Raw genomic sequence first — 12,488 nt, 5'->3', positions numbered from 1 at the left:
TCAGGTACACCCCCATCCCGACGAGCAGCCCGGTCGTCGGCTCACCGCCCAGAAAGCCGGCGCCGAGGACGACCGCGAACAGCGCCGCCGCCCCCGGCCGCCCGACGGTCCCCCATCCGCGCCGGCGAAGGCAACTCCGAACGACCGACGGCGGTCGCCGCCACCGTCGCCACGACGACGGCGGCACCGACGACGAGCGGAACTCCGGAGAGAACGAGCGCGGCGAACCCCGCGAGCATCGCCGTCACCGTCGTGAACAGCCACGGACCGACGCGCGGGTCGCTCACTGCGAGAGCTCCTCGACGACGCGTTCCTGCAGCGCCGCGCGGTCGGCGTGGTTGCGGTCACTGTCGGTGCTGACCTCGATGACCTGCGTCCCTTCGCTGGCGAGGGAGTCGGCGTACAGTTCCCGGAACCCATCGCGGTTGTCCGTGCGCGCGAACTCGAGGTCGTACAACTCCGCCGAGTGCTCGAAGTCCAGTCCGTGCGGCGTCCGGAACCACTCCTCGAAGGCATCGTGAGACTCGATTGGGAGGAGATGGAAGATTCCGCCGCCATCGTTGTTGATACAGACAACGGTTGCGTCGACATCACAGCGGCCGACGGCGAGTAGACCGTTCATGTCGTGGTAGTACGCGAGGTCACCCGTCACGAGGACGAGCGGGTCGTCGGAGACCGACCCCGCCCCGAGCGCCGTCGAGGTGATGCCGTCGATGCCGGAGGCTCCCCGGTTGCCGAGGACGGTCAAATCAGCCGTTCGCGGACGACCGAACCGGTCGAGGTCCCGGACGGGCATCGAGTTCGAGACGAACAGCGTCGTCGAGTCCGGCGCAGCCTCGACGGCATCGGCGAGGACCGCGCCCTCCTCCGGTTCCGCGCCGGCGAGGAGTTGCCAGTAGGCCGCCTCGGCATCTCGGAGCCGCTCTGTGTACGGTCCGGGTTCGCGTTCGATTCGCGCCGCGAGGTCACTCGCGACTCGCGTCTCGTCGGCGACGACGAGGTCCGTCGCGGTGAACGTCGCCTCCCGCCATCCGCCGGCCGGGTCGACGACGAACTGACGGGCCCCCAACTCGGCGAGGTAGTTCCGGAGCGGCTTGGAGGTCGGCGAAGCGCCGAACCGGACGACCACGTCGGGCGTCGCCTCGATTGCGGCGAGATACGAATCGTACCCACCGCAAACGGTTACGCCATCGCTGTCGACGTGTTCGCCGAACCGAATCCCCGAGAGCGGGTCGGCAAGCACGGGAAATCCGGTGGCTCGGGCCAACTCCACGAGCGCCTCGCTCGTCGGCGCCGAGCGGTCGGTGGGACCGCAGACGACGAGTCCGGATTCCGCGTTCTCGACGGCGTCGACGAGGCCTCGCCGGTCCGCAGCGGATAGCGTCGAGCGACCGCGCGTCAGTTCGACGAACGGCCCCTCGCGCTCGACGGCGAGGGGGTGATTCTCGAGGAATCCCTCGGAGACCGCACCTTCGGGAACGCCGAGCGGGGCCGCCTCCCTACCAGCGGTCGGTTCCAGCGGCTTGCGAAGCGGCACGTCGAGGTGGACGGGTCCGGGTTCGTCCCCCATCGCAGTGCCGACCGCCCGTGCGAGTGCAGTCCGAAGCGACCGGAGCTTTCGGTCCGCGGCCTCCGGTTCGGGAAGTTTCCGGTACTGACGCACCGCGTCGCCGTACAGCCGTTCCTGATTGATGGTCTGATTCGCGCCGCTATCCTGCAGTTCGGGCGGACGGTCCGCCGTCAACAACAGCAACGGAACGCGGGAGCGGTCGGCCTCGATGACCGCTGGATGAAAGTTCGCCAGCGCCGTTCCGGAGGTGCAGACGAGCGCCGTCGGTGTTCCAGTCCGTTTGGCTCGACCCAGAGCGAAGAACGCCGCCGACCGCTCGTCGAGAAGCGAGTACGTCTCGATGCCGTCGTGTTCGGCGACGGCGACGGTCAGCGGCGTCGAGCGGCTTCCCGGCGCCAACACTGCCGCCTCGACGCCCGCCTTCGACAGTTCGTCGGCGATGACCTCCCCCCACAGCGTGTTGACGTTCATCTCTGTCACTCGAGTTCGTCGAGGATGGGCCGGTACTTCAGTTGCACTTCGTCCCACTCGCGGTCGGGGTCGGAGTCGCCGACGATACCGACGCCGGCGAACAGCGTGGCGACATCCGCGCTGGCGACAGCCGAGCGAATCGCGACGGCGAAAGAGCCGTAGCCGGCGGCGTCGAACCACCCCACGGGCGCGGCGTACCAGCCACGTTCGAACGGTTCGGTGTCGCGGATGGTATCGAGTGCGCGGTCCGGGGGCAGTCCGCCGACCGCCGGTGTGGGGTGTAGCGCCTCGACGAGCGAGAGGACGTGTTCGTCGACGGCCAATTCGGCGGTAATCGGTGTCTCGATGTGCTGGACGGTTGCCAGCCGCCGGATGCCACGTTCGCCCGCGCGGATGGACGCCGCGTAGGGCTCCAGTTGCTCCCGGATGGCGTCGGCGACGAGTTCGTGTTCGTGGACGTTCTTTTCGTCTGCCAGCAGTTCCTCGGCGAGCCACTCGTCTTCTTCCGGGGTGTCGCCGCGACCGGTCGTGCCGGCGATGGCGCCCGTTTCGACCGTTCGACCCCTGAGGCCGACGAGTCGCTCCGGCGTCGCACCGAAGAACCCCGAACGACCGTCCTCCGGTTCGAAGAGAAATCGAAAGCAGTTCGGATAGGTGTCGCCGAGCCGCGTAATCGCGTCGGGAATCGACAGCGGCGCGTCGAGACGAGCCTCCAGTGCCTGTGCGAGGACGACCTTTCGGAGTTCGCCGGCGTCGATGCGGTCGATAGCAGCCGTGACGCTGTCGTGCCACTCCGCCTTCGAGGTGGTCCGCGTCCGGCTTTCGACGCCCGGCGGTCCCGCGGAGACGGCTGGCTCCGACGTGTCGAGGAGCGCTTCCGTGGCGGTGTCGAGTCGGCGTTCCACGTCTGTGGCGCCGGCGTCGACCGCGTTGACCGTCACCCACGCCTCGTCGTCGGTGTAGGTGACCTGCACACGGGGCAGCACGAATCGCGCACCGGGATACCCCTCCCACGGCCCCTCCCCGACGTGTTCGTCGTGAAACGAAAACCCGCCGAAAACGCGGGGGCGGGCCGCGAGCGTCCCGGCGTGAACGTCGCCGACGGCGAAGAGTTCCGTGGCCGCCTCTCGAATCGCGTCGAAGCGGTCCGGGCCATCCGCCGTGATGGTCGCTGCCGCGCCGCTGCCGACGACCGTCGACTCGCCTGGGGCGGCCCAAAGCGTCCGTGGTGAATCCGCCGCCGTTAGAGCCGCTCTGGGCGTCGGTGCATCCCGAACCCGCCTCGACCGACTGACGAGCCCCACCGACTGCGGGCCCGTCTCTTCGCTCCGCAACGGTTCCATTGACACCACGTTAGACCCCCACCGTTTTAGGTTACGTGTTCGGGCACGCACCGGCCGGAATCCCGGCCAGCCCCGCGACGCTCAAGAAGAGTCGGCTTACAGCTTCGATTCCGCGTCGTCGGCGAGTTCCTTCATCCGCTTGCCGATGCGGCCCGCATCGGAGAACTCGTCTTCGCTCATGACGTTCGCCAGGGCGTTACCGAGGACGAACACGGCGTGTTTGTGCTCGCTCTTCGATTTGTGAACGTCGTCGGGCGTCACGTCGAGTGATTCGTAGGGGTCGAACACCGACGAATCGATTTCGTCCATGTCCTGGAAATGACCCATTATCGATACCATCTTCGCGTGCAGTTCGAGGAGTTCGTCTTTGTGCATATTCGTGGATACTGTTAGGGACCGTTTAACGCTTTCGCGGGAACCAGCCACACACGAAAACAGCGCCGAACGGGTTGCTAGAAGACGTACTCGTCGTCGTGTCCCATCATCCCGTCCTCTTCGAAGCCCGGTTCTTCGTCGTCCATCGGACCGCTCGTCTTGTAGGCCCGGAGCCCGGTCGAGAGCAGTTCTTCGATGGCTTCTTCCCGGTTTACGAACTCGCCCTTTTCGACCAGTTGGGCGATTTGCATTTCGAGATGTTCCGGGACAGTGAGTTGTACCTTCGGCATCGGAACGTTCGAACGTTCGGGGATGGGGTATTTAACTCTGACGGGGAAATTTTCGCTACTCGAAAACCGAAGCCCGGGTTACCCAAATAATCCTTACCGAAACGAGTATCAATTTTATCGTTTCGACGAGCCGTTTCGCAAACCGCCTGCGGAGCGATAGGCCTACCTACCAGCGACCCCGAATCACCCAACATGAAGGACGTGACGGACCTCCACGTCGAGTTCGACGGCAAGCGACTCCCACCCGGCCAGCGCGAGACGAGTCGGTTCCCGGTGCTATCGAAGGGCGGAACGCCGTCGATACCGAACGACTGGACCTTCGAGGCCTGGGGTGCCGTCGACGAGGAACTCTCCTTGTCGTTCGAGGAGCTACGGGAACTCCCCACACAGACCCAGAAGCAGGACTTCCACTGCGTCACGGGGTGGTCACGCTTCGACTGTGGGTTCCACGGGGTCACCTTCCCGACGCTGGCCGACCGCGCCGGCGTCGACGACGATGCCGTCCACGTGATGTTTCACGCCCACGACGGCTACACGACGAACCTCCCGCTTTCGGAGTGCGCGCGCGAGGAGGTCATGTTCGCGTGGGAACTCGACGGCGAGCCACTGCCGGCCGAACACGGCGGCCCCCTTCGGGTCGTCACCCCCCACAAGTACGCCTACAAGGGTGCGAAGTGGGTCTCCGGCGTCGAGTTCCTCACCGAATCCGAACGCGGCTACTGGGAGAAGCGCGGCTACTCGAACACTGCGAATCCGTGGGAGGAAGAGCGGTACGCGTAGCCGGATTCGTGAGAGGAAGTACAGAACGCACCATAGGGCCGTTTTCAGCCTGTAGAGCGTGAATCAGCGGTCGGTGAACGTGCTTGGAGTGCCGTTTTTCCAACACGTGTGAACGTGCTCAGACGTGGTGAGCGAGCGGTTCACGCGAACGCGCCATCGGCGTGTTCGCGCTTTTTTCATCAACGTTTTTTATCGGGGGTTGAGCGCCGCAGGCGCGATGCCCCCGCTAAAAAAGGTTGGTCGGTAGCTATATGCCCCTCCTGTGGCTTTCGGCGTGTATGGATGCCCACACCGTGATGGAGGAGTGGGAGGTGTCGCCGTTCGACGGCGGCTTCGAGGGGATTGATTCGTTGCGCTCCCGTGGATTCAGCGGCGCCGTCGAGGCCGACGGGACGTGGCTGTTTCTCGAGGACGGCGACCCACTGGCCGTTCGAGCGGACATTGACGAAGCGCCTCGGGAGGGCGACATCGACGCCTTCGATGACTCGGGCGGGCAGGCACACGAAGCACCCCACCCGGCGACCGCCGCGCTCGCGGCCATGTTGACCTTCGATGGCGACGTTCGCGGCCAGTACTTCAGCGACGAGACGCCGCTATCGACGGTCCACGAGACGCTTTCGGAAGGGGGCTTCACCGGCTACGTCGAACTGTCGAAGAACGTCCTCAGCGGCGATTACTTCGTGGTGTACGAGGACGGCGAGGCGTCGTACGTCGGCTATCTCGGGCCGAGCGGTCGGCTGCTGACCGGCGAGGAGGCACAGTCGAAAGCCGAAGGCGAGGTCGGCATCTACGACGTGGTCGCGGTTCGACTCCCGACCGTGGCACTCCCCGAACCCACACCGGAGCCGACCGAGACAGCGGTCGTCGGCACCGAGGGCGACGAAACGGCGGCTGCCGGCGAGCAACCCGAATCGGAGGACGCCGAAACCGAGGCCGTCGAGGAGTCCAGCGACGAAAGTGCGGCGGAAACCGCGGATGTCGAGGAATCGACGGCCGACGAATCCGAGGAAACGGAAGCGGTCGAAGACGATGGCGACTTCATCGGGGACCAGACGACTGAGGAGGCCGACCCCGAACCGGAAACCGCGGGGAGCACGGAGACGGCCGACGCCGATGACGCCGACGAGACGACCCGTGCAGTACCCTCCGTGGACCCCGAAAACAGCGGCGACGGCGCCGGGGAAACGACCCCGCATATCGTCGATTCGGGAACCGAACGCGGCGTCGACGCCGAGACCCGAACCGGATTCGACTCCGGAGCGGAATCCGAGAGGGAAACGACGGTCGAATCCGGTCCGGAACCCGGTCGACCGGGAGCGGTGGAAAGCGACACGGACGAGGCGGAGACGGATGCAGACGAGGCGGAACCCGAGGCCGACGACGAAGTAGAGACCGAACCGGACCGTCCCGAGGAGGAATCCGAACTCGAGGCGCTCCGCGAGGAGTTCGAGTCGGAGCTGTCGTCGCTTCGGTCGAAAGTCGACGACCTCCGGGCCGAGCGGGACCGCTTACAGCAGCGTATCGCGGAACAGGCGACGGAGGACGCCCACGGAGGGTCCGCCGGCGCCGTATCGCTCTCATCGACGGAGGCTTTCGAGGGGACGAACCTCTTCATTCGCGAGGATTCCCGCGGTGGTGCGACCCTCGAGAACGCCCACGACGGGAGCGTCGACCCCGAGGCGCTCGCGGAGAACCTCCGCATCGAGTACCACACCCGCTTCGAGAGCGAGGGCGCGACGGTCGAGGGGACGCCGTTCGATTCCTTCCTGCGGTCGTCGGTCCCCTACGCCTTCGTCGAGTGGCTCGTCACGGACCTCCTCTTCGAGATACAGTCTACCGGAACCGAGGGGGCGATGCGGCACCTCTACGACGCCTTGCCCGAAATCGACCGCATCGGCTTCGACGAGACGATACGAATCGGTGACGGGCAGGAGGGCCGCGAGGTGGACTTCGACATCGTCGCGCGCGACCGGATGGGCGACCCGCTCGTCGTCGCGAACATCGACGAGAGTCGCGACCCCACAAGTGGGGAGTCGATGGGGCCGCTGGTCACCGACGCCTCCGACGTCTGTGAGGAACACGAGACACTGGCGGCCGCCTTCGCTGTCACCTCGAGTTTCTTCGAGCCGGATGCCCTCTCGACGGCACGAGAAGCTACGAGCGGCAGCCTCCTCAGCCGCGAAAAGTACCGGAGCTTCGTAAAACTCGCACGGAAGAACGGGTTCCACCTCTGTCTCGTCGAGTCGAGGGAGGAGTCGTTCCACCTGACGGTACCGGAGCTATAGGGCGGCTGGAAGACAGAGAAAAGCGGTCGTTTAACCCTCGATTTCCGGAACGTCGTCGATTTTCATGCCTTCGAGCTTCTCGACGATGTCGTCGATTTTGCCGTCGAGGTCGTCGACGAAGTCCGCGGTATCCTCGGTCGTAATCGCACCCTGGCTCGACGGTTCGATGAGGTTCTCCTCTTCGAGAACGCGGAGCGAGTAGCGGACCTTGTGGTGGGGGTATCCAGTCTCGTTAGACATCTTTACGATGCCGATTGGCTCGTTCTCGATGACCATCCGCAAAACCTGCAGATGGCGCTCCAACATGTCGACTTCCTTCTCAAGCCGGTCTATCATGGCATTTGTTAACTTGTGTTTGGAGGGTTTAAAAGTTGCTGTCCGTTCGGCCGATGACCCCGGTGTAACGGGGAGATTGACGAATCTTTGCGGTAAAAGTATAAATCCCTTGTGACCACGGCACACGTCGTTTTCCGTCAGCGCGGCCGCGTCCGACCGGTGTCTGACGCACGCGGCGGTCCACGCGGACCACCGCGTTCGGTTTCGCTGCTGACCAGACCGTAATCTGTTTACCCCGCTGGCGGAAACCTCCGTTCGATGACCGTAACCATCGTCGGTTCGCAGCTCGGCGACGAGGGGAAAGGCGGTATCGTCGACGTGTACGGCGATGCCGTCGACGTCGTCGCTCGCTATCAGGGTGGCGACAACGCCGGCCACACCGTCGTCTTCGAGGGCGACGAGTACAAACTCTCGCTCGTCCCGTCGGGGGCCGTCCGCGGTAAAGTGGGTGTCCTCGGCAACGGCTGTGTCGTCAACCCCGAGACGCTGTTCGAGGAACTCGACGCGCTCCGGGGGCGCGGCCTCGACCCCGACGTGCGCGTCGCCGAACGCGCTCACGCTATCCTGCCGTATCACCGCGTCCTCGACGGCCTCGAAGAGGACGTGAAATCCGACGACGACCTCGCGGCCGGCACCACCGGACGCGGCATCGGCCCGACCTACGAGGACAAGGCCGGTCGTCGCGGCATCCGTATCGGTGACCTGCTGGACGCCGAGACGCTACGGAAGCGACTGGAGTACGCCGTCCCACAGAAGCGCGCGCTCGTCGAAGACGTCTACGACCTCGAAATCGGCTCGGACGTCGACGCCGACGCCTTCGATATCGAGGCGCTGTTCGAACAGTACCACGAGTACGGCGAACGGCTCGCCGAGGAGAACATGACCGTCAACTGCGGGGCGTTCCTCACCGACCGCCTCGAATCGGGCGAGGACGTCATGTTCGAGGGGGCGCAGGGAACCTCTATCGACATCGACCACGGTATCTACCCGTACGTCACCTCCTCGAACCCAACGGCAGGTGCCGCTTCCGTCGGTACTGGCGTCGGTCCCGGCGTCGTCGGCGACGGGGAGGTCGTCGGCATCGTCAAAGCCTATCTCTCGCGGGTCGGCACCGGCCCGCTCCCGACCGAACTCGGCTCCGTCGACGGACAGACGCCCGACGGTGGCGGCCGCCCCGGCGAGGACGACCTCGCGACGTACATCCGCGACGAGGGCGGGGAGTACGGCACCGTCACCGGTCGGCCGCGACGCGTCGGCTGGCTCGACATGCCGATGCTCCGACACGCCGCCCGCGTCAGCGGGTTCACGGGCCTCGCCATCAACCACATCGACGTGCTGGCCGGGCTCGACGAGGTACAGGTCGGTCACTCCTACACACTCGACGGGGAGGAACTGCTCACGATGCCGACGACGACCGAACGGTGGGGCAACTGCGAAGCGAACCTCCGAGCCTTCGACGGCTGGGACGACGTCGACTGGGCCGCCGTCGCCGAGGAGGGATACGAGGCGATTCCGGAGAACGCTCGAGCGTACCTCGACTACATCGCCGCGGAACTCGACACGCCCGTCTACGCGGTCGGTGTCGGTCCCGGCCGCGAGGAAACCGTCGTGGTCGAAGACGTGTTTTAAAAACGCGTTCGCTACTCCCGAAGGGCGGGTCCAGAACTACCGCATTCCCGGAATCCGTCGCTGAATCTTCAGCGTCTTGTTCATCAGTTTCGCGTACAGCCAGTAAGGGACACCCGGCGGTGCGGTCATGCCCATCCGTTTCTGGACGGCGACGGTCTGGGATTCGGTGTACTTCATGATACCCTCGTCGCCGTGGCGGCGGCCGATACCGGAGTTCTTCATTCCGCCCATCGGGGCATCGAGGGAGGCCCACGCGGCGGCGTAGCCCTCGTTGACGTTGACCGTCCCCGTTTCGATTTGCTTTGCGAGTTCGCGGCCGTAATCGAGGTCTTCGGTCCAGATAGAGGCGTTCAGGCCGTAGTCGGAGTCGTTGGCGCGCTCGATGACGTCGTCTTCCTCGCTCCACTCGTAGATGGCGACGACCGGGCCGAACGTCTCGTTTGCACACAGCGCCATCGACTCGTCGACGTCGGTGAGAACCGTCGGTTCGTAGAAGTACGGCCCGATGTCGGGTCGACCCGTGCCGCCGGTCAACACCGTCGCGCCGTTGGCTTTCGCGTCCTCGACGTGTTCGGTCACTTTCTCCAGTTGCTCCTCGGAGATGAGACTCCCGACGTCGACGTCGTAGTCGTAGCCGGTGCCGAGGTGGAGGTCCTCGATGGCGTCGACGAACGCCTCGACGAACTGACCGTGGACGTCCTCGTGGACGTACAACCGCTCGAGTGAGATACACAGCTGGCCGGCGTTGGTGAAGCAACCGCGAATAAGTCCCTCCACGGCGCGGTCGATATCGACATCCGAGCAGACGATGCCGGGGTTCTTCCCACCGAGTTCCATCGAGCACTTCGTGAGGTGTTCGCCGGCCTGACTGGCGACGATACGACCCGTCGCGCTGGAACCGGTGAAGCAGACGTAGTCCGAGTTGGCGACCAGCGGCTCGCCGAGCGTCGGGCCGAAACCGGTGACCACCTGGAAGACGTCCCGCGGCAATCCGGCCTCCTGAAGCAACTCGACAGCCTTCAGTGCGGTGTAGGAGGTCTGTTCGGCCGGCTTGAGGACGACGCTATTGCCCGCGAGCAGCGCGGGAATGGCGTCGGAGACGGCCAACGAGAGGGGGTAGTTCCACGGCGAAATCATCCCGACGATTCCTACGGGGTGGTGGTTGACCTCGGTCTCGGTGAGTCCGGGCAGTGCGCCCTCACGCTGTTCGGTTTCGAGATACCCCTCCGCGCGGTAGGCGTAGTGCCGTGCCGTCATCGCCACGTCGAGGACCTCCTCGTAGGCGTGTTTGCGGGCCTTCCCGCTCTCCAGTTGGACGATGTCGAGCAGTTCCTCGGCGTTGTCGATGACGAGGTCGTGATACCGCTTGAACACCTCGGCGCGTTCCTCGACGGTTCGGTCCTCCCACGCTTTCTGACCCTGCTCGGCGCGGTCGAAGGCGACCTCAATGTCGGACTCGTCACACGCCGGCAGTTCGCCGATGACGACGCCACGGTACGGCGCCTCCACGTCGAAGTGTTCCTCGGGGGCCCCCGACAGCGTCACGTACGATTCCAGCCCCGACAGCAAGTCGGGTTCGACGTCTATTTCACCGTCCACTGCGGTCTCCGATACTGTCATACACTCCCGTACAGGCTACGTCGTGTTAACCGTACGGGAACCTCGAACAACGCTTCGGGTGTTTTCGGCCGTTGCAGCCGCTGACCGTCGTAACGAGCAAAAAACGGTTGGCTGTGGCCGATTAGTGGATGCCGAGTGCTTCGATTTGCTCCTGGTACCGATTGCGGATGGTGACCTCGGTCACCTGCGCGACTTCGGCGACCTCACGCTGCGTCTTCTTTTCGTTACACAGGAGCGAGGCGGCGTAGATGGCGGCGGCGGCGTAGCCCGTCGGGGATTTCCCGGAGAGCATGCCCTTCTCCGCCGTGACCTCGATTATCTCGCGGGTCTTCTGTTCGACCTCCTCGGAGAGACCGAGTTCCGAGCAGAACCGCGGGACATACTGGACGGGGTCGACCGGCTCCAGCCCCAGCGACAACTCCTGGGCGATGTAGCGGTAGGTGCGGCCGATTTCCTTCTGTTCGACGCGGGCGACCTCGGCGACCTCGTCGAGGCTCCGGGGGATGCCCTCCTGTCGGCAGGCCGCATACAGTGCGGCGGTGGCGACGCCCTCGATGGAGCGACCCCGAATGAGGTCCTCGTCGAGCGCACGCCGGTAGATGACGGAGGCGACCTCCCGAACCGACCGCGGCACGCCGAGTGCCGAGGACATGCGGTCGATTTCCGACAGCGCGAACTGGAGGTTGCGCTCGCCGGCGTCCTTCGTCCGAATCCGCTCCTGCCACTTCCGGAGGCGGTGCATCTGGGAGCGCTTTTCCGAAGAAATCGAACGACCGTAGGCGTCTTTGTCCTTCCAGTCGATTTGCGTTGTCAGTCCTTTGTCGTGCATCGTCTGGGTCGTCGGCGCACCGACCCGGGATTTCGACTGCCGCTCGGAGTGATTGAACGCTCGCCACTCCGGGCCACGGTCGATGTTTTCCTCTTCCACTACGAGGCCGCATTCTTCGCAGACGAGTTCACCCCCGCCGTCGGCGCTCCGAACCAGCGAATCGGACTCACACTCGGGACAGCCAGTTTCTTGTTCGGTCTCTGCCTCGTCTTCGCTGGTGCGCTCTCGCTGACGGGTTGGCCCTGGCATTATGCTTATATGGTTTGCTTGTTCAACATATAAATGCTTTGCAGTCACGGCTTGTTGCCCCGAAATCGTTTATAAATCCTTCCAAAACAGGACGTTCGCCACCTCACGCGACAACCTAGCAGTCACTCTCGGAGAAATCAACGGTTCGCAGGCGGTTTCGTCTTCCGCGAAGGGTGGGTCTGGTCACCGCCTTCGTCGGCGCCAGCCGACTGCAAAACACACACCGGCGAAGGCGCCGGCGGCGACCGGTGCAACCGCACCCAGCGCCAGCAGCGCGAAACCGACGGCGAACGCAGTGCTGACGGGGCCCGGTGGCGGGTGTTCGTCGGGGCGATGCGAAACGGAGGGCCGAAGTTCCGGATGTCTCATCGTATCACGGGGCGGTTGCCCCAAGGGTTCCGCCGGGGGTCGAACCCGTCGTGCCCCAGCCGGCACGGAACTATCGAACGGTGACTTCGAGGACGCCGAAGCCGTCGGCGAGGTGAACCTCGGGCGCCTCGATGTCGGCGTCGACGGCGACGGTGGCCGTCGCGTCGACGTAGAGGTCGAGTGCGTCGGGACGGACGCCACACAGCTCGATGTTCTCGACTCCTGCGACGCCGTCTACCTTCTCGACGACTTCGCGAACGCCGCCTTCGACGTCGCCGGCCGCACCCCGAGGGACGCGGACGGACAGCTCGGCTCGGTGGTCGTGGGCTAACATAGGCCCCC

13 protein-coding genes are annotated in these 12,488 nt (G+C 65.0%); 3 read left to right on the top strand and 10 right to left on the bottom strand.

Translation table 11 applies throughout. The features are described from left to right. Nucleotides 1-41: 41 nt before the first annotated feature. The 5 genes from GJ631_RS17630 to GJ631_RS17610 all read right to left on the bottom strand — a co-directional run bounded on the left by GJ631_RS17630 (nucleotide 42) and on the right by GJ631_RS17610 (nucleotide 4,049). Nucleotides 42-287 carry a hypothetical protein gene (locus GJ631_RS17630; protein WP_156710412.1) on the bottom strand — a complete coding sequence of 82 codons (246 nt, stop codon included), beginning with the start codon at nucleotides 285-287 and terminating at the stop codon, nucleotides 42-44. After that, nucleotides 284-2,050, bottom strand: coding sequence for a 2-succinyl-5-enolpyruvyl-6-hydroxy-3-cyclohexene-1-carboxylic-acid synthase (menD, locus tag GJ631_RS17625; protein WP_370518729.1), 1,767 nt, complete (start codon nucleotides 2,048-2,050; stop codon nucleotides 284-286). The genes GJ631_RS17630 and menD overlap by 4 nt, the downstream gene beginning before the upstream one ends. Next, nucleotides 2,047-3,384 carry an isochorismate synthase MenF gene (locus GJ631_RS17620; protein ID WP_156710411.1) on the bottom strand — a complete coding sequence of 446 codons (1,338 nt, stop codon included), beginning with the start codon at nucleotides 3,382-3,384 and terminating at the stop codon, nucleotides 2,047-2,049. The genes menD and GJ631_RS17620 overlap by 4 nt, the downstream gene beginning before the upstream one ends. Nucleotides 3,385-3,480: 96 nt before the next feature. Beyond that, nucleotides 3,481-3,759 carry a UPF0058 family protein gene (locus tag GJ631_RS17615; protein WP_156710410.1) on the bottom strand — a complete coding sequence of 93 codons (279 nt, stop codon included), beginning with the start codon at nucleotides 3,757-3,759 and terminating at the stop codon, nucleotides 3,481-3,483. A gap of 77 nt (nucleotides 3,760-3,836) precedes the next feature. After that, nucleotides 3,837-4,049, bottom strand: coding sequence for a ribbon-helix-helix domain-containing protein (locus tag GJ631_RS17610; protein WP_156710409.1), 213 nt, complete (start codon nucleotides 4,047-4,049; stop codon nucleotides 3,837-3,839). Between the two features lie 192 nt (nucleotides 4,050-4,241). On the opposite strand from GJ631_RS17610, the gene GJ631_RS17605 reads away from it, so the two are divergent. Both GJ631_RS17605 and GJ631_RS17600 read left to right on the top strand, forming a co-directional pair. Beyond that, nucleotides 4,242-4,829: a sulfite oxidase-like oxidoreductase gene (locus tag GJ631_RS17605; protein ID WP_156710408.1), complete on the top strand. Its 588-nt coding sequence runs from the start codon at nucleotides 4,242-4,244 to the stop codon at nucleotides 4,827-4,829. A gap of 278 nt (nucleotides 4,830-5,107) precedes the next feature. Then, nucleotides 5,108-7,114 (top strand): hypothetical protein, encoded by a 2,007-nt coding sequence (locus tag GJ631_RS17600; protein ID WP_156710407.1) that lies wholly within the window; start codon nucleotides 5,108-5,110, stop codon nucleotides 7,112-7,114. A 30-nt stretch (nucleotides 7,115-7,144) separates the two neighbouring features. Here GJ631_RS17600 and GJ631_RS17595 read toward each other — a convergent pair whose 3' ends face one another. Continuing rightward, entirely contained in the window at nucleotides 7,145-7,450 is a 306-nt protein-coding gene (locus tag GJ631_RS17595) for a hypothetical protein (RefSeq protein ID WP_156710406.1), read from the bottom strand. Between the two features lie 258 nt (nucleotides 7,451-7,708). Between GJ631_RS17595 and GJ631_RS17590 the strand changes: the two genes are divergently transcribed. Next, nucleotides 7,709-9,079, top strand: a complete 1,371-nt coding sequence (locus GJ631_RS17590; protein ID WP_156710405.1) for an adenylosuccinate synthase — start codon at nucleotides 7,709-7,711, stop codon at nucleotides 9,077-9,079. 36 nt (nucleotides 9,080-9,115) lie between these two features. Here GJ631_RS17590 and GJ631_RS17585 read toward each other — a convergent pair whose 3' ends face one another. The 4 genes from GJ631_RS17585 to GJ631_RS17570 form a co-directional block, all read right to left on the bottom strand. Continuing rightward, nucleotides 9,116-10,699, bottom strand: coding sequence for a succinic semialdehyde dehydrogenase (locus GJ631_RS17585; RefSeq protein ID WP_156710403.1), 1,584 nt, complete (start codon nucleotides 10,697-10,699; stop codon nucleotides 9,116-9,118). A gap of 121 nt (nucleotides 10,700-10,820) precedes the next feature. Further along, a complete protein-coding gene (locus GJ631_RS17580) occupies nucleotides 10,821-11,777 on the bottom strand; it encodes a transcription initiation factor IIB family protein (protein WP_156710402.1) in 957 nt (318 codons plus the stop codon). A gap of 183 nt (nucleotides 11,778-11,960) precedes the next feature. Continuing rightward, nucleotides 11,961-12,146 (bottom strand): hypothetical protein, encoded by a 186-nt coding sequence (locus GJ631_RS17575; protein ID WP_156710400.1) that lies wholly within the window; start codon nucleotides 12,144-12,146, stop codon nucleotides 11,961-11,963. Nucleotides 12,147-12,216: 70 nt separating this feature from the next. Then, nucleotides 12,217-12,488: hypothetical protein (locus GJ631_RS17570; RefSeq protein ID WP_231754027.1), on the bottom strand; the 272-nt coding region annotated here is incomplete at its 5' end.

The sequence above is a fragment of the Natronomonas sp. CBA1123 genome (assembly GCF_009741925.1).
Classification (GTDB): Archaea; Halobacteriota; Halobacteria; order Halobacteriales; family Haloarculaceae; genus Natronomonas.
The sequence above is the reverse complement of the archived record's forward strand: the minus strand, read 5'-3'. Positions and strand labels throughout refer to the sequence as shown.